We start from the raw sequence: 26,335 nt of genomic DNA, 5'->3' as shown, positions 1-26,335 counted from the left end.
GGGTGAGCTCTGAGATCACCCTCTTCGTCAATCCCACCGCGGGACGCGGCCGGGGCGCGCACGCCGCGCAGCCGGCCGCTTCTGCTGTGCGGGAGGCCGGCTTCCAGGTGCGCAGCGTCGTCGGCGCGGACGGGCCGGACGCGCTGGAGCGGCTGCGGGCCGCCGTCCGCGAGGGCACCGGCGCGGTGGTCGTGGTGGGCGGCGACGGGATGGTCTCCCTCGCGCTGCAGGCCCTCGCCGGGACCCCGGTGCCGCTCGGGGTGGTCGCGGAGGGCACCGGCAACGACTTCGCGCGGGCGCTGGGGCTGCCCGTTCGGGAGCCCGCGCGGGCGGGGCGGCTGGCCGCCGAGGCCCTCAAGGAGGGCCGGTTCCGCGAGATCGACCTGGGCCGGGTGGTCGGGGCCGGCGGGGGGACCTGGTACGGGACGGTGCTGTGCGCCGGCTTCGACTCGCGGGTCAACGACCGGGGCAACCGGATGCGGCTGCCGGCCGGGCGGTTCAAGTACGACCTGGCGATGATCGCGGAGCTGGCCGCGTTCCACCCCTTCCCGTACCGGATCACGCTGGACGACGGGCCGGCCGTCGAGACGGAGGCCACGCTGGTGGCCGTCGGCAACGGCTCCTCCTACGGGGGCGGGATGCGCATCTGCGCGGGCGCCGAACCCGACGACGGGCTCTTCGACGTGACGGTGGTCGGCGCGTGCAGCCGGGCCACGCTCCTGAAGGTCTTCCCCCGCGTGTACCGGGGGACGCACCTGGACCATCCGAAGGTGACCGTGCACCGGGCGCGGAAGGTGACGCTGGAGGCGGCCGGGATCACGGCGTACGCGGACGGGGAGCCGCTGGGGGCGCTGCCGGTGACCGCCGAGTGCGTCCCGGGGGCGCTCCGGGTCGTCGCGTAGCCGGGTCCCCGCCGGCGGTCCCGCGGGGGCCGGGCGGCAGCCCGGCGGCAGCCCCCGCAGCCCGTCTCGCAGCCGGTTTAAATGATCGCGACTGTTGTCAGAGGTGGCGGGTAGGCTCGATCCCAAGATGACCGAAGAACTCTCACCCGCCGAGCGGTACGCCGCTGCCCGGATCCGCGCCGCCGAAGAGGCCAGTGCCCTGCACCCCTTCCGCGAGATGTACGAATTCGATCTGGACCCGTACCAGGTCGAGGCCTGCAAGGCACTGGAGGCCGGCAAAGGCGTCCTGGTGGCCGCCCCGACGGGCTCGGGCAAGACGATCGTCGGCGAGTTCGCCGTGCACCTGGCCCTCCAGCAGGGCCGCAAGTGCTTCTACACGACGCCGATCAAGGCCCTGTCGAACCAGAAGTACGCCGACCTCGTCAAGCGCTACGGCGCCGACAAGGTGGGCCTGCTGACCGGTGACAACAGCGTCAACTCCGAGGCGCCCGTGGTCGTGATGACCACCGAGGTGCTCCGCAACATGCTCTACGCGGGCTCGCAGTCGCTGCTGGGCCTGGGCTACGTGGTGATGGACGAGGTCCACTACCTCTCCGACCGGTTCCGCGGAGCCGTGTGGGAGGAAGTGATCATCCACCTCCCCGAGTCGGTGACCCTGGTCTCGCTGTCGGCCACCGTGTCCAACGCGGAGGAGTTCGGCGACTGGCTGGACACCGTGCGCGGCGACACCGAGGTGATCGTCTCCGAGGAGCGCCCGGTCCCGCTGTGGCAGCACGTCATGGCCGGCCGGCGGATCTACGACCTGTTCGAGGAGGAGTCCGACCACGGCGGCCGCGGCTCCGCGCGCCGGGAGGTCAACCCCGACCTGCTGCGCATGGCGCGCGAGGAGAACAGTCGTACGTACAGCCCGAAGGACCGGCGGCGCGGGAAGATGGTCCGGGAGGCCGACCGCGAGCGCGAGCGGCGCTCCCGCGGCCGGATCTGGACCCCGTCCCGACCCGAGGTCATCGCCCGCCTGGACGGGGACGGGCTGCTGCCCGCGATCAACTTCATCTTCAGCCGGGCCGGCTGCGAGGCGGCCGTCCAGCAGTGCCTCTACGCGGGCCTGCGGCTGAACGACGAGTCGGCGCGGCTCAAGGTCCGTGAGCTCGTCGAGGCGCGCACCGCCTCCATCCCGGCCGAGGACCTGCACGTCCTGGGCTACTACGAGTGGCTCGAAGGGCTGGAGCGGGGCATCGCCGCGCACCACGCGGGCATGCTGCCCACCTTCAAGGAGGTCGTGGAGGAGCTGTTCGTCCGCGGGCTCGTCAAGGCCGTCTTCGCCACCGAGACCCTGGCGTTGGGCATCAACATGCCCGCGCGCACGGTGATCCTGGAGAAGCTGGTCAAGTGGAACGGCGAGCAGCACGCCGACATCACCCCCGGCGAGTACACGCAGCTGACCGGCCGGGCCGGTCGGCGCGGCATCGACGTCGAGGGCCACGCGGTGGTGCTGTGGCAGCGCGGCATGGACCCGGCGGGCCTGGCCGGGCTCGCGGGTACGCGCACCTATCCGCTGCGGTCCAGCTTCAAGCCCTCGTACAACATGGCGGTCAACCTGGTCAGCCAGTTCGGGCGGCACCGCTCGCGCGAGCTGCTGGAGACCTCCTTCGCGCAGTTCCAGGCGGACCGCTCGGTCGTCGGGATCTCCCGGCAGGTGCAGCGCAACGAGGAGGGCCTGGAGGGCTACCAGGAGGGCATGACCTGCCACCTGGGGAACTTCGAGGAGTACGCGCGGCTGCGCCGCGACCTGAAGGACCGTGAGACGGAGCTGGCCAAGCAGGGCGCGGCCCAGCGCCGGGCGCAGGCGGCCAGTTCGCTGGAGAAGCTCAAGCCGGGCGACATCATCCACGTGCCGACCGGCAAGTTCGCCGGGCTCGCGCTGGTCCTGGACCCGGGCGTGCCGGCCGGGCGGGTCCACGGGCACCGCGGGCAGGAGTGGGTCGAGGGCCCGCGCCCGCTCGTGCTCACGGCGGAGCGGCAGGTCAAGCGGCTCGCCGCGATCGACTTCCCGGTCCCGGTCGAGGCCCTGGACCGGATGCGGATTCCGAAGACCTTCAACCATCGTTCCCCGCAGTCCCGTCGGGACCTGGCGTCCCAACTGCGGTCGAAGGCCGGGCACATCACGCCGGAGCGCCGGACGCGCGGCCGGGCCGCGGCCGCGGACGACCGCGAGATCGCCCGGCTGCGGGCCGAGTTGCGGGCGCACCCCTGCCACGGCTGCGACGAGCGCGAGGACCACGCCCGCTGGGCGGAGCGCTACTGGCGGCTCAAGCGGGACACGCAGGCGCTGGAGCGGCGCATCGAGGGCCGGACGAACACCATCGCCCGCACCTTCGACCGGATCCACGCGCTGCTCACCGAGCTCGACTACCTGCGCGAGGACGAGGTCACCGTGCACGGGCAGCGCCTGGCGCGGCTCTACGGAGAGCTCGACCTGCTGGCCTCGGAGTGCTTGCGCGCCGGGGTGTGGGAGGGGCTGAGCCCGGCCGAACTGGCCGCCTGCGTCTCCGCGTTGGTCTTCGAGGCGCGGCAGTCCGACGACGCGGTCGCACCCAAGGTGCCGGGCGGTGCGGCGAAGGCGGCACTGGGCGAGATGGTGCGGATCTGGGGCCGGCTCGACGCCCTGGAGGAGGAGCACCGCATCAACCAGGCGGAGGGCGTGGGCCAGCGCGAGCCGGACCTCGGCTTCGCGTGGGCGGCGTACCAGTGGGCTTCGGACAAGAGCCTGGACGAGGTGCTGCGCGAGGCGGAGATGCCGGCCGGTGACTTCGTGCGCTGGTGCAAGCAAGTCATCGACGTGCTCGGGCAGATCGCGGCGGCAGCCCCCTCGGCGTCCGGCGGGAGCGGGAGCACGGTGGCGAAGAATGCCCGCAAGGCCGTGGACGCGCTGCTGCGGGGTGTGGTGGCCTACAGCTCCGTCGGCTAACCGGACTTGGAGGTTCCCCCAAAGGCGGGCCTGGCCCGATCTGTTCTCTTGCCATGACCGGATCGGCGTGCTGTGTGCGACGATCGGCCCATGAGTGGGGGATTGGCCGGGGGGCCTAAAAGGGTCGGTCGGCCGCGCGCCGACCAGGCGAGACCGGAAAGTGGCAGGCCGCCGCGCGAGGAACTCCTCAGTGCGGCGGCCGAGCTTTTCACCGCCAGAGGATACGCGGCGACGACCACGCGGTCGGTCGCCGAACGGGCTGGAATGCGCCAGGCCACGATGTACCACTACTTCGGCGGCAAGGAGGAACTCCTTGCGGAGCTGCTGGAGTCCACGGTCGCGCCGTCGCTGGTACTGGCCCGGAGGCTGCTCGCCGAGTGCGAGCGGCCGGCGGCGCGCCGGCTGTGGGAGCTGTGCCGCTCCGACGTGCTGCTGCTGTGCGGCGGGCCGTACAACCTGGGGGCGCTGTACCTGCTGCCCGAGGTGGCCGGATCGCGCTTCTCGCAGTTCCGCCGGATGCGCGAGGAACTCCGGGACGCCTACCGGGCGTTGCTGGACGGGACGTCCGTCGGGGACGAACTGGCCGGGGACAAGGCCGGGTTGGACCTGCGCAACGACCTCGTGTTCGGACTCATCGAGGGCGTCATGCTGATACACCGCTCCGATCCGGAGCGGCCGGTGGCGGTGTTCGCGGAGGCCACCGCCGACGCGGCACTGCGGATCGCGGGCGTCCGCGTCCCGTAGGCAGCCGGCTGCTGTGGATCACCCCTGGCGTGGATCACCCGCTGCCGGCCTCCCAGCCGGGCCGGTCGGTCCAGGCCTGGAGTTCGCGGCCGCTCTCGAAGCGGTGGGCGGTGCCGGTGACCGGGTCGGTGAACTCCAGTACCCGGGCCAGGAGCTGCAGCGGGCGGCGGTAGTCGTCCGGGGCCGGGTCCGTGACCCGCGGGTACACCGGATCGCCCAGGATGGGCAGGCCCAGGGAGTTCATGTGCACCCGCAGCTGGTGGGTGCGCCCGGTGTGCGGGGTCAGCCGGTAGCGGGCCAGGCCGGCGCGGGTTGCGGTGAGCTCGACCAGGCTCTCGGCGTTCGGCTCGCCGCCCGGGACCTCGACCGCCGCGATGACCCCGCGCGTCTTCTCGATCCGGCTGCGCACCGTGCGGGGGAAGTCCAGCGCGGGATCGTGGGCCGCGAGGGCCTCGTACTCCTTGTGCACCTCCCGCCGCTGGAACAGGAGCTGGTAGGCGCCGCGGTCCTCGGGCCGGACGCTGAACATGACCAGCCCCGCGGTCAGCCGGTCCAGCCGGTGCGCCGGGCTGAGCTCCGGCAGGTCCAGCTCCTCGCGGAGCCGGGCCAGGGCGGTCTGGGTGATGTGGCTGCCGCGCGGGGTGGTCGCCAGGAAGTGCGGCTTGTCCACGACCAGCAGGTGCGGATCGCGGTGCACGACGCGGACGGTGAAGGGCACGGCCGGCTCGGGCTCCATGTCCCGGTGGAACCACAGGTACCCGCCGGGCTCGTACGGGTCGTGCGCGCCCAGCACCCGCCCGCCCGGGCCGAGGACCCGGCCGGCGGCCAGGAGGTGCGCCATGGAGTCGGCGCCGCGGGTGCCTGCGTACCGCGCGGCCAGGTACGTGCCGAGATCGGGCCACCGCCCTTCCGGATCGGCGGGCAGCCGCAGGCGCACCGGGTCGATTCCGGCACGCTGGGGGAGGGGCGAGGGCGGTACCTGGGCTTTGCGTCTCATCGGGGACAGGCTATGCGCGCGGGGCGCACACCCCCTACTGCTGGGTGAAGGTGCCCAGGTGGTCGGCGTCGAGGTACTCGACGCGGAGGGTGCCGTCGGAGAAGAACACCCCGGTGCGGCCGACCGCGTTCTCTCCGGCCGTCTCGAAGCTGAAGGTGTCGCCGTCGTAGTGCGTGAGCGGATAGCGCTGGGGCTTCGGGCCGAGGGAGAGGGTGAGCGCGCCGTGGTCGTCGGCCGTGACGGTGGCCTTGCCGTAGTACGCGTTGTCGTAGGTGCCGGTGTACACGGCGCTGTCCTGGGCCGGCTTCGCTCCCGAAGGCGGGCGGGCGTAGTCGGTGGGGGAGCGGAGCGCGAAGTCCCCCTGCTCGTACACGGCCGCCAGCAGGGGGAGCCAGTCGGTGGTGGCCTTGCCGTGCTCGGCGAAGTCGAAGAAGTTCAGGGCGATGGCGTCGGCGACGCCGACCGGGGCGCCGTTGGTGAGGACGACGATGCCGAGCTGCTCCAGCGGGAGCATGGTGACGTTGGTGTTGGCGCCGAGTTCGAAGGCGCCGGAGTGGCTCAGGCGCAGCCGGCCCGCGTCGTCGTAGGAGACGTTCCAGCCGAGGCCGTAGAAGCCGGTGTGGTTCGCGGGCGGGGCGGGCGGCTGCGACAGGATCTGCGGGAGGTGGGTGGCGGCGAGGGTGTCGGCCGGGATGATGCGCTTGCCGTCGAGGGTGCCGCCGGCGAGCTGGAGCCGCAGCCAGCGGGACATGTCGCGGGCGGAGGAACTCACCCCGCCGGCCGGTGCCTGGGCGTCGGGGTTGCGGACGTAGCGCGGGCTCCAGGTGCCGTCCGGGTTCTTCACGTGGGTGGCGGCGTGGTTCGGGGCCTGCTCGAACGCGGAGAACTCGGTGCTGGTGCTGGTCATCCCGGCCGGTTTGAAGAGGACGTCCTCGGAGAGCTTCTGCCAGCTGGTGCCCTTGGCGCGGGCGACGGCCTCGGCGGCGGCTGTGAGGCCGAAGTTGGTGTAGGCGTAGCTCGCGCGGAACGGGGTGAGGGGTTCGAGGCGGAGGTGGTCGAGGATGTACGCCTGGTCGTAGCCGAGGTCTTCGAGGAGGTCGCCCGCGTGGTCGGGAAGGCCGCTGCGGTGGGAGAACAGGTCGGCGGTCGTCACGTGGCCGGAGACCCAGGGGTCCTTGAGGGAGAACCCGGGGAGGTCGGTGTGGCGGCCCCATTCGCCGGGGCCGGTGAGCGCGCCGGCGACGACGGTCGAGGAGATCGGCTTGGAGACGGAGGCCACCTGGAAGACCGTGTCCGGGTCGACCTTCGCGGTCTCACCGGTGCGGCGGAGGCCGAATCCCTTGATGTGGACGACCTTGTCGTCGTGGACGACGGCCACCGAGACGCCCGGGACGCCGGTGCGGCGCATCATGTCCGCGACGGTCTGGTCGAGGTGGTCGACTGCGTTGTCGACGGCCTCGTCGCTGATCTGCGGTTTCGGGGGCGGGGGCGGGCTGGGTGCGGTGGCCGCTCCCGTCGCCAGGAGTGCGGCGGCCCCTGCTGCCCCGAGCGCGCGGAGCGTACGCATGGGGACATTGTCCCGCCGGTACGCGCTCCGCGCGCGGGGTGGCCGTCCCGGTGCGGGGCGCTGCCGCGGACCGTGGGCGGGTGCGCCGCCGCCTGCCGGGGGCGCTGCCACCGGGCCCCGCGCCTCAAACGCCGACGGGGCTGGATTTGGCTGATGCCGGCCTGTGAGTGCGTGCCCGCTGCTCGTGGCGCCGGTCGGGGAAGATCAGCCCCGCCGGCGTTTGAGGCGCGGGGTCCGGGGCGGAGCCCCGGCAGCGGAGCGGGGTCGGGAGGGTGGCCGCGCCGGGAGGTGGCTACGCGGCGGCCGCGTGTTCCTGTTCGGCTTCCACCGCGGCGTTCCAGTCGCGCTTGATCGCGCGCCAGCCCTCGTCCGTCTCGCCCAGGCGCCAGTAGCCCGAGATCGACAGGCGTTCGCGCGCGATGCCGCGCTCCAGCCGGAGGTGGTGGCGCAGGCCCTTGACGAAGCCGGCCTCGCCGTGGACGAAGGCGTGGACGTCCGGCGACGGGAAGCGCAGGGCCCTGACCGCGTCCATGAGGGCCTCGCCGACCGGGCGGTCTCCGCGGTGGACCCAGACCGGGACGATGCCGTCCGGGGTGGCGATCCGCTGCTCGTCGGCCGCTCCCTCGACCTCCACGAAGGCGTGCACCCGCGCGCCGGCCGGCATCCGCTCCATCGCCGCCGCGATGGCGGGCAGTGCGCTCTCGTCGCCCACCAGGAGGTGCCAGTCGGCCGCCGGGTCGGGGGCGTAGGCGCCGCCCGGGCCCAGGAACCGTACGGGCTCGCCGGGCCGGGCCCGCTCCGCCCAGGGGCCCGCCAGGCCCTCGTCGCCGTGGACGACGAAGTCGAGGGTCAGCTCCAGGCGCGCCGGGTCCCAGCGCCGCACGGTGTACGCGCGCTGGCGCGGCCACTGCTCGCGGGGGAATTCGGCGCGGATCCGCTCCAGGTCCCACGGCTCGGGATACGTGACGCCCTGCGGGGGGAAGAGGAGCTTGACGTAATGGTCGGTGAACTCGCCCGCGCCGAAGCGCGCCAGGCCCTCACCGCCCAGCACGACCCGCACCATGTGCGGCGTCAGCCGCTCGGTGCGTACGACGGCTGCGGTGCCGACGGTGCGGGTGCGTCCTTGTGCCACGGTGTCTCCCCTGACTCCCCAGAAACTTAGCCTTACCTAAGTTAGCACCTCAGGCGTGCAATGCGCCGCTCAGGCGGGAAACTGCGCCCCCCAGGCCCCACCGATGGGCTAGGGCCTCCACCAGTTCGGGTTGCGCGGGCGCCTTCGGAAGGGCCGGGTCGAAGGCCGGGAGCGGGACGTCGGAGGCCACCTGGACCACCTTCGGGGCCACCGCCAGGTACGGCCGGGACTCGTCCAGGCGCTTGCGCTGGGTGGGGGTCAGCTTCGACTTCGGGTCGTCGATCGCGGCGATGATCCCCGCGAGGTCCCCGTAGGCGTCGAGCAGCTTGGCCGCCGTCTTCTCGCCGATGCCCGGAACCCCGGGCAGGCCGTCGCTCGGGTCCCCGCGCAGCAGCGCGAGGTCCGCGTAGCCGGGGCCGTCCACCCCGTACTTCTCGCGCAGCCACGCCTCGTCGGTCACCTGGAGGGTGCCCACGCCCTTGAGGGGGTACAGCACCCGCCGCTGCCGGGCGTCGTCGACGAGCTGGTAGAGGTCCCGGTCGCCCGTGACGATGTCCACCGGGCCGCTAGCGCGGGCCGTTAGGGTGCCGATCACGTCGTCCGCCTCGTACCCGGCAACGCCGACCCGGGCGATGCCGAAGGCGTCCAGCGCGGTCTCGATGATGGGGACCTGGGGGGCGAGGGTGTCCGGGGTCTCCTCGAGGTCGGGGCCGCTCTCGGTCTCCTCGGCGACGCGGTGGGCCTTGTAGGAGGGGATCAGTTCCACCCGCCAGTGCGGCCGCCAGTCGGCGTCCATGCACGCCACCAGGTCGTCGGGGCGGTGGTCCTGGACCAGCCGGCCGATGAAGTCGAGCAGTCCGCGGACGGCGTTGACGGGGGTGCCGTCGGGGGCCTTCACGGAGTCCGGCACACCGAAGTACGCGCGGTAGTAGAGGGAGGCGGTGTCCAGGAGCATCAGGCGTCGTGTCGTCGTCACGGTGACGATGATGCCGCAACGCGGCCGGTGGGCCGGATGGGTCCGCCGCCACGGAAGGTGAACGGCTGCGCACCCGGCGCGTACGGGAATCCCGAGCACGCGAAACCCGGGGCGGATGCTGCGTAAGGTGCTTACAGCACACCGATGTGCGACGGACAAGGGGAGGGCAGCCCCGACATGAACGGCAAGGACGGCAAGGGCGACCACGGCGGCGGGATCGGCGGGATCGACCACGACGCCGACAAGGACGCCGAAAAGGACGCCGAAAAGGACGCCAAGGAACCGCTCCGGGTGGGCGTGGCCGTGCGCAAGCGGCGCCGCGCGCTGAGCCTGACGCTGGCGGCCGTGTCGGCGCGCAGCGGTCTGTCGGTGCCCTTCCTCAGTCAGATAGAGAACGAGCGGGCCCGGCCCAGCATGCGCTCCCTGGAACGGGTCGCGGACGCGCTGGAGACCACCGCCGTCGAGCTGCTCGCCGCCTCCGACACCGCCCGTACGGTGGACCTCGTACGGGCCGGGGACGAATCGGGGCTCACCCCGGTCCCGGGCGTGCGGCCCCTGGTGCGCGGTCACCACCAGCTGCACGCGCTGGAGTTCACCGGCGACCAGGACGCGGGCCGCGAGTACCAGCACCGCAACGACGAGCTGATGTACGTGGTCGAAGGCGCCTGCCAGGTGGAGGCGGAGGGCCGCGCGTACCGGCTGGAGAGCGGCGACGCGCTGTTCCTGTCCGGAGGGGTGCGGCACCGCTGGCGGGCCGTCACCGAGGACACCCGGATCCTGGTGGTCGCGGTGGGGGAGCACATCCACGCCACCTCCGAGCCGCCGTCCCCCGGACGCTGAGCGGCGTGCGCAGGGTCGTCTCGCTGGTGCCGTCGCTGACGGAGGCGGTCGCCGTGAGTGCGCCGGGGCTGCTGGCGGGGGTCACCGACTGGTGCACGCACCCCGCCGACCTGGGTGGCGCGGCGCGGATCGGCGGGACGAAGAACCCCGACGTGGAGGCGATCGTACGGCTGCGCCCGGACCTGGTGATCGCCAACGAGGAGGAGAACCGGGCCCCCGACCTGGCGGCCCTGCGCGCCGCCGGGGTGGAGGTGCTGGTCACCGAGGTACGAGGGCTGCCGCAGGCGTTCCGGGAGCTGGACCGGGTGCTGGTGGGGGCGCTGGGGCTGGCGAGGCCGGGCTGGCTGGCGGACGCGGAGCGGGCGTGGGCCCGGGTGGAGCCGGCCGGCCCGCTCGACGCCTTCGTCCCGGTGTGGCGGCGGCCGTGGATGGTGCTCGGCCGGGACACCTTCGCGGGGGACCTGCTGGGGCGCCTCGGGGTGCGCAACGTGTACGCCGGGCACCCGGAGCGGTATCCCCGGGTCCCCGTGGAGGAGCTGGCGGCGGCCGGCTGCGATCTGGTGGTGCTGCCGGACGAGCCGTACCGCTTCACGGCGGACGACGGCCCGGAGGCCTTCCCGGGCATCCCGGCCGCCCTGGTCGGCGGCCGTCACCTGACCTGGTACGGCCCTTCCCTGGCCGAGGCCCCCGCGGTACTGGCGGGGGCCCTGCGGGCGGCTCGGTAGACCGTCTCTCCGGCCTGGCCGGGATCAGCGGGGAGCGGCGAGGAGGCGGCCGGTGGTGAGGCCGCGCAGGGTGTGGGCGGCGGCCAGGAGCCAGGCGGTCAGCAGGGCCAGGAAGAGGGCCGCGGCGAGCCAGGCGAAGGCGGTCAGGCCGGTGTGCCGGGCCAGGCCGGCGGCGCCGGTGACGCAGGTGCCGACGGGGAAGGTCAGGGCCCACCAGGTCATGGCGAAGCCCATCCCGTTACGGGCCGCCCGGACCAGCATGGCCGCGGAGAGGGCCAGCCACAGCAGGGCGAATCCCATCACGGGGACCCCGTAGACCACCGCGAAGGCCCCGAGCGCTCCGGCGTAGGGGGCGCCGATCGACTGGGGGGCCACGTCGGCGAGCTGGTTCACGGCGGTGGTGGACTGCCCGAGGGGGCCGAGGACCAGGAACAGGGTCGGGGTCAGGGCCAGGGGGAGGGGGCCGCCCACGATCAGCCGGCCGAAGACCAGGGGCAGCATCAGCAGGGTGGCGAGCAGGCTGATGCCGAACATCGCGTAGCAGGCGAGCAGCAGGGTCTCGCGGGGCTGGCCGGCCGGCAGGTGGGGTATCAGCAGGGGTCCGACGGCCGCCGAGACCATGGGGGCCACGAGGGGGAGCAGCCAGGCAGGGGTGGCCTGCCGGGGCTCGACCTTGTGGCGGACCACCATCAGGTAGGGCACGGCCACGGCCGCGAGCAGGCCGATCGCGGTGCCGGCGGTGAAGAGCACGGTGTCCACGGCGACGGCCGCGCCGGTCCCGATCAGGTCCTTGCCGACGATCAAGGTGCCGCCGCCGACGGCCAGCAGGGCCATCGAGAGGCAGCCGTAGAAGGGGGCGACCGCGGGGTCGAGGAGATGGGCACGGGCCTGGTCGCGGTGGTGGAGCCAGTGGCCGGCGCGGGCGGTGAGCAGGACCGCCAGGACGACGGCGGACAGCGCCCAGACGATCTGGCAGGCCACGCGCTGTCCGGGGAGCTGGTACGGGAGGGTCGCGCCCGCGTTGGCGATGATCGCCGTGCCCATGACGGAGGCGTACCAGTTGGGGCCGAGGTGCCGGAGCGCGGGGGCCTTGTGGGCCCGGGGCTCGGGTTCGGTGGCGAGGGTGCGGGGTCGCACGATGGTGGTGGCCATGGATCCAGCATCGATGCAGGTGGGGGCGGGTGGCAGAGGTCATCTCGTTATCAGGCCATAAACTGGTGTTATGGGTGAAGAGGAGTGGGTGCCGCTGGCGCACCGGGTGCCGGATCTGGGTGCGCTGGAGCTGCTGCTCGCGGTCGCGCGGGTCGGGAGCCTGAGCGGGGCGGCGCGGCGGCTGGGCATCACGCAGCCCGCGGCCAGCAGCCGGATCCGGGCGATGGAGAGCCGGCTCGGGGTGGCCCTGGTCGACCGCTCCCCGCGGGGGTCGTCGCTGACGGCGGAGGGTGCGCTGGTCACGGACTGGGCCCGGCAGGTGGTGGAGGCGGCGGAGGCCTTCGACGCCGGGGCGCAGGCGCTGCGCGGGCGGCGGGACTCCCGGCTGCGGGTGGCGGCCAGCATGACCATCGCCGAGTACCTCCTGCCGGGGTGGCTGATCGCGCTGCGCGGGCAGCGGCCGGACACGGCGGTGTCGCTGCACGCCGGGAACTCCGCGGTGGTCGCCCAGCGGGTCCTCTCGCACGAGGCGGACCTCGGGTTCGTGGAGGGGCTGACGGTGCCGGACGGGCTGGACTCGGCGGTGATCGCGCAGGACCGGCTCGTGGTGGCGGTGGCACCGGGCCACGCGTGGGCCCGGCGGGCCCGGCCGGTGGAGGCGGCGGAACTGGCGGCCACGCCGCTGATACTGCGGGAGCGGGGGTCGGGGACCCGGCAGGTGCTGGACGCGGCGCTGGCCCCGGCAGGGGGGCTGGCGGCGCCGCTGCTCGAACTGGCGTCGACGACCGCGGTGAAGTCGGCGGCGCTGAGCGGGGCGGGGCCGTGCGTGCTGTCGGAGCTGGCGGTGGGGGACGAACTCGCGGCGCGGCGGCTGGTGGAGGTCCCGGTGGCGGGGGCCGCGCTCGGCCGGGCCCTGCGGGCGGTCTGGCCGACGGGGGCGCGGCCGGCCGGGCCGGCGCGTGACCTGCTGTCGCTGACCCGCCGGGGCGCCTAGCGGCGGGCCTGGCGGCTTGGTGCCGGGTGCGGCGCCGTTGCCGGGGGCGCTGCCCCCGGACCCCCGCGCCTCGAACGCCGGCGGGGCTGGGTGTGCCCCCGGAGCCGGATCTACCCGGCTGGGCTGGATTTCGCGGCGAGGGTCTTTGTTAGGAGCGAGCCCGCGACGATCAGGGCGACGCCCAGCCACCACATGTTGTCGAAGATCAGCACCGCGATCCCGACCGGTACCAGCAGGCCGGCGAGAGGCAGCGCCAGCCCGGCCCAGGGCGTCGGTTCCGGTTCCAGCCCGGCGGCCTCGCGGGCGCTGCGGGCGCGGACGACGTCCGGGTACCAGACGGTGAACTTCAGGGCGGCGACGATCGCCAGGATCTGGATGATCCAGCCGGTCCAGATGTTGTTCGGGTTGTGCAGGACGAGGTCCCCGTACGCGCCCGCGGCCGCCGCCACCAGGAAGGCGGCGCCCCACGCACCCGTGATCACGTAGTTGGTCCGCAGGAAGGCGGGGGTGTGCCAGAGGGACGGATCCACCTGCTCGCGGGCGTACTGGAGGGTGAAGGGCATCCGCACGGCCATCGAGCCGAAGGCGATCACGGCCAGGGTGATGTTGGCGACCTCCCCGGCGTACGTCTCCAGCCAGCGCCGGGTGCCCTCGCTCGCCAGCAGTCCGACGACGGCCATGGAGGCGAAGAACACCACGTCGGCGAGTTCCAGCAGCTTCCAGGACGTGCCCCGGTTGACCGCGCGGCTCACCACGATCAGCGTGACCGCCGAAGCCAGCGCCAGCCCGACCGCGAGTTCGAACCGCCCCGGGCCGACCAGCAGGGAGAAGACGATCCACGGGGCCATCCCGACGACCGGGTTCTCCAGGAGACCCGACAGCGGTCCGGATGCCGCGCCCTTCGCGTCGGTCTGCACCCTTCAAGCCTGCGCGCCCGGCGGGCGACCGGCCAATCGGGGCCGGAGCGCCGCCGGGCGCGGGGGACGGAGGTCGGGGTCAGCCCACCGGGACCGCGGTGCGGACGGAGGCCGCCTCGACGAGGGCGGACATCACCCTCGTGTCCGTGTCCCGCTCCGGGTGCCACTGGACACCCACCACCCACTGCTCGGAGCCGGGCAGTTCGATCGCCTCCACCGTGCCGTCCAGCGCGTACGCCGAGGCGACCAGGCCGCGGCCCAGGCGGTCGACGGCCTGGTGGTGGTAGGTCGGGACCTGCGCCTCCTCCGGGACCAGCTCCGCGTAGCGGGTGCCCGGGACCGGGCGGACCGGGTGCCAGGAGGTGACGCCGGGGGTGTCGACGTGGCCGTCGATGTGCTGGATCAGCGTGCCGTCCAGGGCCACGTTCAGCGCCTGCATGCCCCGGCAGATGCCCAGGAGGGGTGTGCCCGACTCGAGCGCCGCCGCGATCAGGGCGAGTTCCCACTGGTCGCGGACGGTGGCCGGGGCGCCCGTGCGCGGGTCGCGTACGGCCCCGTAGCGGACCGGGTCCACGTCGGGGCCGCCCGCGACGACCAGGCCGTCCACCCGGCTCAGCACCTCCGCCGCCGCCGCGGGCTCGTCCGGCGGGAGCAGCACGGCCGCGCCGCCCGCCGCCTGGACGAGCTCGTAGTACCCGGACGGTACGAGGGACGTCGGCAGGTCCCACACCCCGTAGCGGGTGGATTCCTCGACGTAGGTGGTGATGCCGATGAGCGGCCTGGGCACTTCGATACCTCCGGACGGGCGCAGAGCTGAGGGGCGGGGCAGGGGTGGAGCGGGGCGGGACAAGGGCAGGATTTCAGTCGCGGGTCAGTTCCGCCTCGGCTTCCGCCAGAGCCGCGAACTCCTCCTCGGGGGCCGAGGCCACGAGGTGGTGCCGACTGTAGAACGCGAAGTAGGCCAGGGCGACGGCGTACACGGCCAGCGCGATGAATGCCGCGTCCTTGTCCACCAGGAAGGTGGCGACCAGGGCCGAGAGGGCGAGCACGAAGGCCACCGAGGAGGTCACCACCCCGCCGGGGGTGCGGTACGGCCGCTCCAGGCCGGGCTCCCGGCGGCGCAGCACGATGTGGGAGAGGGCCATCAGGGCGTAGGAGATGGTCGCGCCGAAGACCGCGATGTTGAGCATCCGCGCGCCGTTCCCGGTGGCCGCGGCGAGGGCGAAGCCGATCGCGCCGGGGATGACCAGACCCAGGTACGGGGCCTTGCGCTGGGAGGTCAGGGAGAGGAAGCGGGGCAGGTAGCCGGCCCGGGAGAGGGCGAAGAGCTGGCGCGAGCCCGCGTAGATGAGGGAGAAGAAGGAGGCCACCAGGCCGGCGAGGCCCGCGTAGTTCACGAAGCGGCTCAGGGCGGTCGGGCCGCCGTCCCCCTCCAGGGCCACCACCAGGGGGTTTCCGGCGGTCTTGACGGCGTCCGCGCCCTGCGCGCCGGTCGCGGCGAAGAAGGTGATCAGCGCGAGCAGGGCGAGGATGCCCATGGAGATGGCCAGCGCCTTCGGCATGGAGCGGACGGGGTCCTTGGCCTCCTCGGCGGCCAGCGGTACGCCTTCCACCCCGAGGAAGAACCACATGCCGAAGGGGAACGCCGCCCAGATGCCCAGGACGCCCAGCGGCAGCCAGGAGCTCGAGCCGAAGGCCCCCGGGTCGACGGGGATGTCGTTCAGGCCGTCGGCGCTGAACTCGGTGAAGGCGCCCACCGCGAAGATCAGCAGCGCGGCCACGGCGACGGCCGTCACGACGAGGCTGAAGCGCAGCGCCTCGCCGACGCCCCACAGGTGCACGCCGATGAAGATCACGAAGCAGCCGAGGTAGACCGGCCAGCTGGAGGTGAGGCCGAAGAGGCCGAGGGACTCCACGTAGTCGCCGATGAAGATGACGATCGCCGCCGGGGCCAGGATGTACTCGATGAGGATCGCGGTGCCGGTGAGGAAGCCGCCCCAGGGGCCCAGCGCGCGGCGGGCGAAGCCGTAACCGCCGCCCGCCGTCGGCAGGATGGTGGACAGTTCGGCGAGGGAGAAGACGAGGCAGGCGTACATCGCCCCCATGAGGACGGTGGCGATGGCGAGTCCGCCGAAGCCGCCCTTGTCGAGGCCGACGTTCCAGCCGGAGAAGTCCCCGGAGACGACGTACGCGACGCCGAGGCCGGTCAGCAGCAGCCAGCCGGCGCTGCCGCGGCGCAGCGTGCGGCGCTCCAGATAGTCGTCCCCGCCCTCGGGGGAGTCGGTTGTTCCGGGCGCGGCTTTCAGCCGTGCCGCGACGTCGTCGGCCATCGTGCGCTCCTGCCTGCGGGCGATGCTGCAATGGTTGTGCTGCGTACCTTTGCCGCAGGAGAGTGGAGTGCGCAAGACCTCTGCGTTAAACGGAAGTTACGAAGCCCTCTCCCGCCGGGTCACGCGAGGAACCCGCGCAGCAGGGCGGCCGTGCCGCAGCAGTGCTCGCGCATGGTCTCCCGGGCCCCGGCGGCGTCCCGGTCCAGGACCGATTCCACCAGCGCGGTGTGCTGCTGCTGGGAGTGCTCCAGGTTCCGCACGAGCAGGGGGATGCAGTCCAGCAGGTCGTTGACCGTGGCCCGGACCGCCGCGTACTGGGCCGTCAGGGTCGCGGACCCGGCCAGTTCGCACAGGGTGAGGTGGAAGAGGGTGTCCTGGCGGCGGTAGTCGGCGAGCGGGGCGTCGTGGGTGGCGGCCAGCGCCCCGAGGAGCCGGTCCGTGGCCTCCTCGGTCAGCCCCTGGGAGGCGCACAGTCCGGCCGCCCCCACCTCCAGGACCTCGCGGAAGCGCAGTACGTCCTCGATGTCCACGCCCGCGACGCGCCGGCGCAGCTCCTCCTCGGCGCCGCCCGCGGGGGTGTCGGGGCGCGGCAGCACAAACGTTCCGCCGTACCGGCCGCGCCGGGCCTCCACCAGCCCCTGGTCTTGGAGCACCTTCAGCACCTCGCGCAGCGTGACCCGGCTGATTCCCATCCGTTCCGCCAGCTCGCGCTCGGGCGGGAGCCGTTCGCCGCCCGAGACCAGACCCAGCCGGACCACCTGGAGGATCTGCTCCAGGGCCTCCTCGAAACCGTTGCCCGCCCGCACCTGTCGCAGTACGGGATCCAGCCGCCGCGCGGCGTCCCCTTCGCTCGCCGTGTCGGTCATCTTGGCTCCTCCCCTTCCCAAGCAATGGTTCTGTTCAATACCTTAGGCCCACTCGGCTCACCGAAGGAGAGAATCCAGTGGTAGACCGCAAGCCGCCGCTCGCGCCCGAGGAGCTCCGTGCCCTCGTCGCCAGCGGTGAGATCGACACAGTCGTCCTGGCCTTCCCCGACATGCAGGGGCGGCTCCAGGGCAAGCGGTTCGCCGCACAGTTCTTCCTCGACGATGTCCTCGCGCACGGCACCGAGGGCTGCAACTACCTGCTCGCCGTCGACACCGACATGAACACCGTCGACGGCTACGAGATGTCCTCCTGGGACCGGGGCTACGGCGACTTCGCCATGCACCCCGACCTCGCCACCCTGCGCCGGATCCCCTGGAACCCGGGCTCCGCCTTCGTCCTCGCCGACCTCGCCTGGAACGACGGCTCGCCCGTCGTCGCCGCGCCCCGGCAGATCCTGCGCCGCCAGCTGGAGCGCCTCGCCGAGCTCGGCTACACGGCGATGGTCGGCACCGAGCTGGAGTTCATGGTCTTCCAGGACACTTACGAGCAGGCCTGGAACGCCGGCTACCGCGGCCTGACCCCCGCCAACCAGTACAACATCGACTACTCCGTCCTCGGGACCGGCCGCATCGAACCGCTGCTGCGCCGCATCCGCAACGAGATGCAGGCCGCGGGCCTGGTCGTCGAGTCGGCGAAGGGGGAGTGCAACCTCGGCCAGCACGAGATCGCCTTCCGCTACGACGAGGCGCTGACCACCTGCGACCAGCACTCCGTCTACAAGACCGGGGCGAAGGAGATCGCCTCCCAGGAAGGCGTCTCGCTCACCTTCATGGCCAAGTTCGACGAGCGCGAAGGCAACTCCTGCCACATCCACCTCTCGCTGAACGACACCGACGGACGCAACGCCATGGCCGGAGACGGGCCAGGGGGAATGTCACCGGTGATGCGGCACTTCCTGGCCGGCCAGCTGGCGGCGCTGCGCGACTTCTCCCTTCTCTACGCCCCCAACATCAATTCGTACAAGCGTTTCCGGCCCGGATCCTTCGCGCCCACCGCGGTCGCCTGGGGGGTGGACAACCGGACCTGCGCGCTCCGCGTGGTCGGCCACGGCCGCTCCATGCGCTTCGAGAACCGCCTCCCCGGCGGCGACGTCAACCCGTACCTCGCCGTCGCCGGCCTGGTCGCGGCCGGGCTCTACGGCATCGAGAACCGGCTGGAACTCCCCGAGGTGTGCGCGGGCAACGCCTACACCGCCGACTACGCGCACGTCCCCGCGACCCTGCGGGAGGCCGCCGAGCTCTGGGAGAACAGCGAGATCGCCAAGGCCGCCTTCGGCCCGGAAGTGGTCGCCCACTACCGCAACATGGCCCGCGTCGAACTCGACGCCTACGACTCCGCGGTGACCGACTGGGAGCTGCGCCGCTCCTTCGAACGCCTGTAGCCGCAGCACGCCACCGCACGCCACCGAACGAAACTGTGAGGCACCACGTGTCCGATGTGCTGGCCCCCCTCGATCTCGAGGTTCTGAATCCGGCCACCGAGGAAACCGTCGCCATCGTCCCGGCCGCCACACGGGACGATGTCGACGCCGCCGTCGCCCGGGCCGCTGCGGCCCAGCGCGCCTGGGCGGCGGCCGCCCCCGCGGACCGCGCGCGGCTGCTGCGCCGCTTCGCCGCGGTCGTCGACGCGAACATCGGGGAACTGGCCCTGCTGGAGGTCCGCGAAGCCGGCCACACCATCGGCAACGCCCGCTGGGAAGCGGGCAACGTACGCGACCTGCTCGACTTCGCCGCCGGGGGAGTGGAGCGCCTCTCCGGCCGCCAGATCCCCGTCGCCGGCGGCATCGACGTCACCTTCCTCGAACCCCTCGGCGTGATCGGCGTGATCGCCCCCTGGAACTTCCCCATGCCGATCGCAGCCTGGGCCGTGGCCCCGGCCCTGGCCGCGGGCAACGCCGTCATCCTCAAGCCCGCCGAGACCACCCCCCTCACGGCGCTGCGCCTCGCCGAACTCGCCCTCGAGGCCGGGATCCCCCAGCACCTCTTCCAGGTGCTCCCCGGCCGCGGGGACGTCGCCGGCGACGCACTCGTCGAACACCCGGGCGTCGCCAAGATCGTCTTCACCGGCTCCACCCGCGTCGGCAAGCAGATCATGGCCAAGTGCGCCGACCGGGTGAAGCGCGTCACCCTCGAACTCGGCGGGAAGAGCCCCAACATCGTCTTCGCCGACGCCGACCTGGAAGCGGCGGCCGCCGCTGCGCCGATGGCCTTCCTCGACAACACCGGCCAGGACTGCTGCGCCCGCACCCGGATCCTCGTACAGCGCTCCGCCTACGACCGGTTCCTGGAGCTCCTCGCCCCCGGCATCGAGTCCGTCATCGTCGGCGACCCGCTCGACGAGAAGACCCAGATGGGTCCGCTCATCTCGCGCGCCCAGCTGGAGCGCGTCCGCTCCTACGTCACCGGCGACCTCACCGCGATCCGCGGCAAGGCCCCCGAGGGCCCCGGCTTCTGGTACCCCCCGACCCTCGTCACGGACGTCGCCCCCACCGCGCCCGTGGCCGCCGAGGAGGTCTTCGGCCCGGTCGCCGTCGTCCTGCCCTTCGAGGACGAGGAGGACGCCGTACGCCTGGCCAACGCGACCGAGTACGGCCTCTCCGGCTCCCTCTGGACCCGCGACATCGGGCGGGCGCTGCGCGTATCGCGCGCCGTCGCCGCGGGCAACCTGTCCGTCAACTCCCACAGCAGCGTCCGCTACTGGACCCCCTTCGGCGGATACAAGCAGTCCGGACTCGGCCGCGAGCTCGGACCCGACGCCCTCACCGCTTTCACCGAGACCAAGAACGTCTTCATCAGCACGGAGGCCTGAAGCACATGAGCACTGAAGAGATCGTCTGCCGCCGCCTGGTCGGCCGTACCGCCGTCATCACCGGAGCCGGCAGCGGCATCGGCCTCGCCACCGCACGCCGCCTTGCATCCGAGGGCGCCAACGTCGTCTGCGGCGACATCGACGAGACCGCCGGCAAGGCCGCGGCCGAAGAGGTCGGCGGGACCTTCGTGAAGGTGGACGTCACCAGCCCCGAGGACGTCGAGGCGCTGTTCAGGACCGCCTTCGACACCTACGGCTCCGTCGACATCGCCTTCAACAACGCGGGCATCTCGCCCCCGGACGACGACTCGATCCTCACCACCGGCCTGGAGGCCTGGAAGCGGGTCCAGGACGTCAACCTCACCTCCGTCTACCTCTGCTGCAAGGCCGCACTGCCCTACATGCAGCGCCAGGGCCGCGGCTCCATCATCAACACCGCCTCCTTCGTGGCCATCATGGGGGCCGCCACCTCCCAGATCTCCTACACCGCCTCCAAGGGCGGCGTCCTCGCCATGTCCCGCGAGCTCGGCGTGCAGTTCGCCCGCGAGGGGATCCGCGTCAACGCCCTGTGCCCGGGGCCCGTGAACACCCCGCTCCTGCAGGAGCTGTTCGCCAAGGACCCCGAGCGCGCGGCCCGCCGCCTCGTGCACATCCCGCTCGGCCGCTTCGCCGAGCCCACCGAGATCGCCGCGGCCGTCGCCTTCCTCGCCAGCGACGACTCCTCCTTCATCAACGCCACCGACTTCCTCGTCGACGGCGGCATCTCCGGCGCGTACGTCACCCCGCTGTAGCCCGACCCGCACCACCGGCCCGTACCACCGGCCTTCCCCCAGCCGGGCGCCCCGCAAGGCGCCCGGCTGTGCCGTATCCCCACCCCCCCGAATCCCCCCGAGGAGCAGCATGCGCAGGAACAGAACCGCCTCCCTCGCCCTCATGGCCGCGACCGGCTCCGGACTCCTCCTGGCGGCACCCGCCCAGGCGGACCCGGGCTCCTGCCGACGGGCGGTCGTCGGACCCGGCTGGTACGGGGACAACCAGGCCCGCCTCCAGCAACTCGTCGACCGGTACGGCACCTGCGGCGGACGGCGGCACAGGCCGGTGGCCGTCTTCGACTGGGACAACACCGTCGTCAAGAACGACGTCGGCGACGCGACCATGTACTGGCTGCTGCGCAACGGGAAGATCCGCCGCCCGGCCGACTGGTCCGCCACCAGCCGCTTCCTGACCCCCGCGGCCGCCACCGCCCTCGACGCCGCCTGCACCCCCCTCGCCCGCACCGGCGAGCCGCTGCCCACCGGGACCCCGGAGGGAGCCGGCTGCGCCGACGAGATCAACGCCGTCTACGGCACCGTCGCCACCCGGGCCGGCGCCCCCGCCTTCGCGGGCTGGGACCGCCGCACCACCGAGCCCTCGTACTCCTGGCTGGCCCAGCTGATGCAGGGCTGGACCGCCCGCGACGTCCGCGGCTTCGCCGCCGCCGCCCGCACCGAGAACCTCGCCGCGCCCATCGGCGCCACCCAGCAGGTCGGCACGGGCACCGCCACCGGCTGGGTCCGCTACTACGACCAGCAGAAGGACCTGGTCAACACCCTGCGCCGGGCCGGCTTCGACGTCTGGATCAGCTCGGCCTCACCGCAGCCCGTCGTCGAGGTGTGGGCCAAGGGCGTGGGCATCGACGCGGACCACGTCATCGGCATCCGCAACACGACCACCCGCGGCGGGAAGCTCACCTCCCGCCTCCAGGGCTGCGGCTCCGTCCCCGACGGCGCCGACACGATGATCACGTACATCGACGGCAAGCGCTGCTGGATCAACCAGGAGGTCTTCGGCGTGCGCGGCGCGGACGCCGAGAAGGTCCAGCCGCCCGCCCGCCGCCAGGTGTTCGCCGCCGGCGACTCCGACACCGACGTCTCGTTCCTGCGCGACGCGACCGCCCTGCGGCTCGTCCTCAACCGCAACAAGAACGAGCTCATGTGCCGGGCGTACGAGAACGGCGACGGCCGCTGGATCGTCAACCCCATGTTCATCGAGCCGAAGAAGCAGAAGACCACGCCCTACCCGTGCGCGACGACCGGCTACGTCGACCACGACGGCACCAAGGGCCCGGTCCTGCGCCCCGACGCGAGCGTCGTCCCGGACCAGACGGACTCCGTGTACTGAGTACGAGGTCTAGAGGAAGGTCTTCCCCTCGCCCCGGTACGTCGGCGCACTGCCCGTCACCCCGTCGCCCTCGACGAAGTGCAGGGTGTCGAACCGCTCGCACAGCTCACCGGCCTTCGCGTGCCGGAACCACACCCGGTCGCCGATCAGCAGGTCGTCGGCCGGGCTGCCGAGCAGCGGGGTCTGGACCTCGCCCGCGCCCTCCTGGGGGTCGTAGCGCAGCCCCTGCGGCAGGTACGGCACGGGCGAGCGGTCGGCGCCGGCCGCGCCCGAGGCCGGGTACCCGCCCCCGAGGACCGTCACCACGCCCACCCCGGGCCGCCGGACCACCGGCTGCGCGAACAGCGCCGCCGGACGCCCGCTGAACCTCGTGTAGTTGTCGAACAGCCGCGGCAGGTACAGCCCCGACCCGGCGGCGATCTCGGTGACCGCGTCCTCGGCCGCGGTCTCCGCGACGCTCCCCGTCCCGCCCCCGTTGACGAACTCCAGGTCCGGCACCACGGCCCGTACGGCCCGCACCACCTCGGCCCGCCGCGCCGCCAGCTCCTTGCGGGCCGCGCCCTGCATCAGCCGGATCGCGCGCGAGCGCAGCGGCCGGCCGGCCAGCGAGTCCCCGACCCCGGCGACGTGGCCCTCGTACGCCATCAGGCCGACCACCCGGAACCCGGGCCGCTCGCCCACCGCGCGCGCCAGCTCCGCCAGCTGCGCGGGCTCCCTGAGCGGCGAGCGCCGCGCCCCGACCCGGACCCGCCCGCCGAACAGCTGCAGCGAGGTGTCCAGTTCGAGGCAGACCCGGATCTCCTCGGAACCGCCGTCGCGGGCCCCGTCGACGATCTCCAGCTGCGCGGGATCGTCCACCATCACCGTCACGGCGGCGGCCAGCTTGGCGTCCCCGGCCAGCTCCGCGAATCCGGCCCGGTCCACGGACGGATAGGCGAGCAGCACGTCCTCGAAGCCCGCGCGGGCCAGCCAGATCGACTCCGCCAGCGTGTACGACATGATCCCGGCGAACCCGGGCCGCGCCAGTACGCGTTCCAGCAGCGCCCGGCACCGCACGGACTTGCTGGCCACGCGCACCGGCTTGCCGCCCGCCCGGCGGACCAGGTCGTCTGCGTTGGCGTCGAACGCCTCGAGGTCCACGATGGCCAGCGGCGCGTCGAGATGCGCGGTCGCCCGGTCGTACCGGGCCCGGTCGGAAGACATGGCGGCAGCTTGCCAGAGGTCTCTACCGGTGGGTAGGGGTATCCGCTCCCCGGGACGGAGCAGGGCCTCGGACGAACCCCGTAAAGTATCGGGAAGGCAGCCGTACGGAACGGGGGGCGGAGCCGCCGGATGACCACGACGACACCGCGCACCGCGATCACGGCCGAGCCCGACCCGGACCAGCCCCCCGCACCCCGCCCCGGCCGGGGCCCCGCACGGCTGCTGGCCGCAGCGGTGTGCGCGACCCTCGGCACCGGCCTCCTCGCCGGAGCCGGCCTCACCGTCTGGTCCGAGCACCGTGCCACGCACCGCCCGCCCTCAGCCGACGCCGCCTACGACAAGGCCCGTTCGCTGTGGCACTCCAGCCCCGTCGACGGCCTCCTGCCGCCCGTCCTCGCAGGCCCCGCGGCCGGACCCGGCGGCGCCGACCGCAGCTGGACCCGCGTCGCCCTGGCCCCCGACGCCGACTGCGCCGCCGCCCTCTCCGCCGACTGGCAGCACCTGCTGGCCGCCACCGGATGCACCCGCGTGCTCCGCGCCACCTACACCGACGCCACCGGCAGCTCCCTGATCACCGTCGGCCTGGTCTTCACCCCGGCCGACGCCCCCTCGATGGCCGCGCTCACCGGGCAGCTCGCGGCCCCGCCCGCCTACGGCTTCACCGACGCACAGCGCGCCGCCTGGACCGCCTCCGTGCTCCCCGACGCCCCCGTCGTGCTCTACACGGTGTCCGCCTTCGCCGACGGCCGCCACCTGGAAACGCCCCTGCCCGCCGAGGACCTGATGAAGAAGGACGCCACGGCCCCCGCCGCCCGGGCCGGGCTCGGCCACGAGGCCAAGGGCCTCGCCGGCCGCGTCGCCGCAGCCGTACGCACCCTGACCGCCCCGCCCACCCCGGCGCCGGCCCGATGAGGCCGGCCCGCCGTACGGCCGCCCTCGCGCTCGCCGCCCTCCTCGCGACCGGCGCCGCCGCGCCCACCGCCGCCGCGGACACCATCCGGGACCGCGAGTGGGGCCTGCTGGCCCTGCGTGCCGAGGAGGCCTGGGGCACCACCCGCGGCGACGGGGTCACCGTCGCCGTCCTCGACACCGGGGTCGACGACTCCCACCCCGACCTCGCGGGCCAGGTCCAGGACGGCACCGACCTCGTCGGCATGGGCGCCGGCCGCGGCGACCGCTCCTGGGCCCGCCACGGCACCGCGATGGCCGGCATCATCGCCGGCCACGGCCACGGCCCCAACCGGAGCCAGGGCGTGCTCGGCGTCGCCCCGCAGGCGAAGATCCTGCCGGTCAGGGTGATCCTCGAGGAGGGGGACCCGGGCCGCGCCCAGGCCCGCGAGTCCAAGGGCGGCGCCCTCGCCGAGGGCATCCGCTGGGCCGCCGACCACGGCGCCGACGTGATCAACCTGTCCCTCGGCGACGACAGCGACTCCGCGCACCACGAGGCGGGGGAGGACGAGGCCGTCCAGTACGCGCTCTCCAAGGGCGTGGTCGTCGTCGCCTCCGCGGGCAACGGGGGCGAGAGCGGCGACCGGGTCTCCTACCCGGCCGCCTACCCGGGCGTGATCGCCGTGACCGCCGTCGACCGGCGCGGCCGGAAGGCCAAGTTCTCCACCCGCAACTGGTACGCCACCGTCAGCGCCCCCGGCGTGGACGTGGTCATCGCCGACCCGGACCGCTCCTACTACGAGGGCTGGGGCACCAGTGCCGCGGCGGCCTTCGTCTCCGGCGCGGTGGCCCTGGTCAGGTCCGCCCACCCGGAACTGTCCCCGGCCCAGATCAAGAAGCTGCTGGAGGACACCGCCTCCGACTCCCCGGCCGGCGGACGCGACGACGCCCGCGGCCACGGGATGGCCGACCCGGCCGCCGCCCTGCAGATGGCGGAGGCGATGCGCCCGCAGGCCCCGGTGCCCACCCCGGTCCCGGCCGGGCGGACCTACTTCGGCTCCGGCCCCGACCCGGTCCGCCCGCCCGAGCGCGCCGCCCGGCTCGGCCCCCCGGCGGCGGCCGTCGCGGGGGCGGCGCTGCTCGCGCTGGCCTGCGTACTGGCCCGCCGCCCGCGCCGGGGCACGCGGCGGGACGCGCGCGCCGCACAGTAGGGTCGGACCGACCGTGGCGAACGAGGCGAACGTGGGACAAGTGGCGAACAAGAACATTCCCGACCCGGGCTTCTCCGACGACGACGGCTCCGCGGACCCCCGCCTGACCGCGGCCCTGGCCGCCTGGTCCGGGGACCGGGCCAAGGAGCCCGAGGTGCTCGCGGCGCTGAAGGGCGCGCGGCTGCTCGTCCCGGTCGTCGCCGTGCTCGGCGAGGTGGAGACCGACCCGGAGACCGGGCTCAAGCGGGAGAAGACCAGCGACATGGCCGTCCCCACGCTGAGGGCGGGCGACCGGAGGGCGCTGCCCGCCTTCACCTCGATCGCCTCGCTCGCGCTGTGGGACCCGGCGGCCCGGCCGGTGGCCGTCCCGCTGCACCAGGCCCTGGCGGCCGCCGCGCACGAGAAGGCCGACACCGTGGTGCTCGACCTGGCCGGCCCGGTCACCTACCAGCTCACCGGCGCCGCGCTGCTCGCGCTCGCCGAGGGCCGCACCGACGCCGACCCGCTGACCGATCCCGCCGTACGGGAAGCCGTACGGGCCGTCGTGGCGGCCGAGCCGGCCGTGGTCCGGGCCCACCTGGGCCGGGGCGGCGCCGACGCCGACGGCACCCTCGCCGTCGTGCTCGCCGCGGGCGCCGAGCCCCCCGCGGCCGCGCGCCGGGTCGCTCAGGCGCTGGCGGCCGACGAGACCCTGCGGGCCCGCCTGGTGCGCGGGCTGGACCTGGCGCTGCTCCCGCCCGACGGGCCGGTCCCGCCGGGGCAGCCGCTGCTGCGCCGCTGAACGACGAGAGGGGCCGGGCCCCCGGCCGCGCCGTGCGGCGGGGGGCCCGCGCCCGGGTGGGCGGGGGGCGGGGGGGGGGAGGGGGGGGCCGGCGGGGACGGGGGCCCGGGACG

Annotated in this window: 23 protein-coding genes; 13 read left to right on the top strand and 10 right to left on the bottom strand. The window is 73.7% G+C overall.

The window, feature by feature from the left end; translation table 11 throughout:
- The first annotated feature begins 2 nt into the window (after positions 1 to 2).
- The 3 genes from ACIGFK_RS40575 to ACIGFK_RS40565 all read left to right on the top strand — a co-directional run bounded on the left by ACIGFK_RS40575 (position 3) and on the right by ACIGFK_RS40565 (position 4,614).
- Positions 3 to 902: a diacylglycerol kinase gene (locus ACIGFK_RS40575; RefSeq protein ID WP_400055879.1), complete on the top strand. Its 900-nt coding sequence runs from the start codon at positions 3 to 5 to the stop codon at positions 900 to 902.
- A gap of 127 nt (positions 903 to 1,029) precedes the next feature.
- On the top strand, positions 1,030 to 3,870 hold the full coding sequence (locus ACIGFK_RS40570) for a DEAD/DEAH box helicase (RefSeq protein WP_400055877.1): 2,841 nt from the start codon (positions 1,030 to 1,032) through the stop codon (positions 3,868 to 3,870).
- A 90-nt stretch (positions 3,871 to 3,960) separates the two neighbouring features.
- Positions 3,961 to 4,614 (top strand): helix-turn-helix domain-containing protein, encoded by a 654-nt coding sequence (locus ACIGFK_RS40565; RefSeq protein ID WP_376657803.1) that lies wholly within the window; start codon positions 3,961 to 3,963, stop codon positions 4,612 to 4,614.
- A 34-nt stretch (positions 4,615 to 4,648) separates the two neighbouring features.
- Here ACIGFK_RS40565 and ACIGFK_RS40560 read toward each other — a convergent pair whose 3' ends face one another.
- From ACIGFK_RS40560 to ACIGFK_RS40545, 4 genes are all read right to left on the bottom strand, one after another.
- Entirely contained in the window at positions 4,649 to 5,611 is a 963-nt protein-coding gene (locus ACIGFK_RS40560; protein ID WP_400055875.1) for an RluA family pseudouridine synthase, read from the bottom strand.
- A 34-nt stretch (positions 5,612 to 5,645) separates the two neighbouring features.
- Positions 5,646 to 7,178, bottom strand: coding sequence for a serine hydrolase (locus tag ACIGFK_RS40555; RefSeq protein WP_376657801.1), 1,533 nt, complete (start codon positions 7,176 to 7,178; stop codon positions 5,646 to 5,648).
- A 292-nt stretch (positions 7,179 to 7,470) separates the two neighbouring features.
- A complete protein-coding gene (locus tag ACIGFK_RS40550; protein ID WP_400055873.1) occupies positions 7,471 to 8,310 on the bottom strand; it encodes a siderophore-interacting protein in 840 nt (279 codons plus the stop codon).
- 49 nt (positions 8,311 to 8,359) lie between these two features.
- Entirely contained in the window at positions 8,360 to 9,265 is a 906-nt protein-coding gene (locus ACIGFK_RS40545) for a 5'-3' exonuclease H3TH domain-containing protein (RefSeq protein WP_386471823.1), read from the bottom strand.
- 165 nt (positions 9,266 to 9,430) lie between these two features.
- Between ACIGFK_RS40545 and ACIGFK_RS40540 the strand changes: the two genes are divergently transcribed.
- Positions 9,431 to 10,126, top strand: a complete 696-nt coding sequence (locus ACIGFK_RS40540) for a helix-turn-helix domain-containing protein (RefSeq protein WP_376657799.1) — start codon at positions 9,431 to 9,433, stop codon at positions 10,124 to 10,126.
- A gap of 5 nt (positions 10,127 to 10,131) precedes the next feature.
- Positions 10,132 to 10,851: a helical backbone metal receptor gene (locus tag ACIGFK_RS40535; protein ID WP_376657798.1), complete on the top strand. Its 720-nt coding sequence runs from the start codon at positions 10,132 to 10,134 to the stop codon at positions 10,849 to 10,851.
- Positions 10,852 to 10,875: 24 nt separating this feature from the next.
- Here ACIGFK_RS40535 and ACIGFK_RS40530 read toward each other — a convergent pair whose 3' ends face one another.
- Entirely contained in the window at positions 10,876 to 12,003 is a 1,128-nt protein-coding gene (locus ACIGFK_RS40530) for a TDT family transporter (RefSeq protein WP_376657797.1), read from the bottom strand.
- Positions 12,004 to 12,073: 70 nt separating this feature from the next.
- Between ACIGFK_RS40530 and ACIGFK_RS40525 the strand changes: the two genes are divergently transcribed.
- Positions 12,074 to 12,997, top strand: coding sequence for a LysR family transcriptional regulator (locus ACIGFK_RS40525; RefSeq protein WP_376657796.1), 924 nt, complete (start codon positions 12,074 to 12,076; stop codon positions 12,995 to 12,997).
- Between the two features lie 110 nt (positions 12,998 to 13,107).
- Here the strand turns inward: ACIGFK_RS40525 and ACIGFK_RS40520 are convergent, their stop codons facing one another.
- The 4 genes from ACIGFK_RS40520 to ACIGFK_RS40505 form a co-directional block, all read right to left on the bottom strand.
- Complete coding sequence (locus ACIGFK_RS40520; protein WP_376657795.1) at positions 13,108 to 13,914, bottom strand: hypothetical protein; 807 nt, start codon at positions 13,912 to 13,914, stop codon at positions 13,108 to 13,110.
- Between the two features lie 79 nt (positions 13,915 to 13,993).
- Positions 13,994 to 14,701, bottom strand: coding sequence for a gamma-glutamyl-gamma-aminobutyrate hydrolase family protein (locus ACIGFK_RS40515; RefSeq protein ID WP_376657794.1), 708 nt, complete (start codon positions 14,699 to 14,701; stop codon positions 13,994 to 13,996).
- Between the two features lie 73 nt (positions 14,702 to 14,774).
- Positions 14,775 to 16,244, bottom strand: a complete 1,470-nt coding sequence (gene eat, locus ACIGFK_RS40510) for an ethanolamine permease (RefSeq protein ID WP_400055871.1) — start codon at positions 16,242 to 16,244, stop codon at positions 14,775 to 14,777.
- A 119-nt stretch (positions 16,245 to 16,363) separates the two neighbouring features.
- A complete protein-coding gene (locus ACIGFK_RS40505) occupies positions 16,364 to 17,110 on the bottom strand; it encodes a FadR/GntR family transcriptional regulator (RefSeq protein WP_384582337.1) in 747 nt (248 codons plus the stop codon).
- 77 nt (positions 17,111 to 17,187) lie between these two features.
- On the opposite strand from ACIGFK_RS40505, the gene ACIGFK_RS40500 reads away from it, so the two are divergent.
- From ACIGFK_RS40500 to ACIGFK_RS40485, 4 genes are all read left to right on the top strand, one after another.
- The gene (locus ACIGFK_RS40500) at positions 17,188 to 18,552 is read left to right on the top strand and encodes a glutamine synthetase family protein (RefSeq protein WP_376657791.1); all 1,365 of its coding nucleotides are present in this window, start codon (positions 17,188 to 17,190) and stop codon (positions 18,550 to 18,552) included.
- 47 nt (positions 18,553 to 18,599) lie between these two features.
- Positions 18,600 to 19,979, top strand: coding sequence for an aldehyde dehydrogenase family protein (locus ACIGFK_RS40495; protein WP_400055870.1), 1,380 nt, complete (start codon positions 18,600 to 18,602; stop codon positions 19,977 to 19,979).
- 5 nt (positions 19,980 to 19,984) lie between these two features.
- Positions 19,985 to 20,770 (top strand): 3-oxoacyl-ACP reductase, encoded by a 786-nt coding sequence (locus ACIGFK_RS40490; protein ID WP_376657789.1) that lies wholly within the window; start codon positions 19,985 to 19,987, stop codon positions 20,768 to 20,770.
- A 109-nt stretch (positions 20,771 to 20,879) separates the two neighbouring features.
- Positions 20,880 to 22,139, top strand: coding sequence for a haloacid dehalogenase-like hydrolase (locus ACIGFK_RS40485; protein ID WP_400055869.1), 1,260 nt, complete (start codon positions 20,880 to 20,882; stop codon positions 22,137 to 22,139).
- 9 nt (positions 22,140 to 22,148) lie between these two features.
- Here ACIGFK_RS40485 and ACIGFK_RS40480 read toward each other — a convergent pair whose 3' ends face one another.
- The gene (locus ACIGFK_RS40480; protein WP_376657787.1) at positions 22,149 to 23,342 is read right to left on the bottom strand and encodes an amino acid deaminase/aldolase; all 1,194 of its coding nucleotides are present in this window, start codon (positions 23,340 to 23,342) and stop codon (positions 22,149 to 22,151) included.
- Positions 23,343 to 23,471: 129 nt separating this feature from the next.
- On the opposite strand from ACIGFK_RS40480, the gene ACIGFK_RS40475 reads away from it, so the two are divergent.
- The 3 genes from ACIGFK_RS40475 to ACIGFK_RS40465 are packed head-to-tail and all read left to right on the top strand — an operon-like array spanning position 23,472 to position 26,222.
- Positions 23,472 to 24,254: a hypothetical protein gene (locus ACIGFK_RS40475; RefSeq protein WP_376657786.1), complete on the top strand. Its 783-nt coding sequence runs from the start codon at positions 23,472 to 23,474 to the stop codon at positions 24,252 to 24,254.
- Positions 24,251 to 25,441, top strand: a complete 1,191-nt coding sequence (gene mycP / locus ACIGFK_RS40470) for a type VII secretion-associated serine protease mycosin (RefSeq protein ID WP_376657785.1) — start codon at positions 24,251 to 24,253, stop codon at positions 25,439 to 25,441. Before ACIGFK_RS40475 ends, mycP begins: the two co-directional genes overlap by 4 nt.
- A gap of 40 nt (positions 25,442 to 25,481) precedes the next feature.
- Positions 25,482 to 26,222 (top strand): SseB family protein, encoded by a 741-nt coding sequence (locus ACIGFK_RS40465; RefSeq protein WP_400055885.1) that lies wholly within the window; start codon positions 25,482 to 25,484, stop codon positions 26,220 to 26,222.
- The last annotated feature ends 113 nt before the right edge of the window (positions 26,223 to 26,335 follow it).

This window comes from Streptomyces sp. NPDC085524 (assembly GCF_044541755.1).
Classification (GTDB): domain Bacteria; phylum Actinomycetota; class Actinomycetes; order Streptomycetales; family Streptomycetaceae; genus Streptomyces.
Note: the sequence above shows the minus strand (reverse complement) of the source record. Positions and strands in the feature narration are given on the sequence as shown.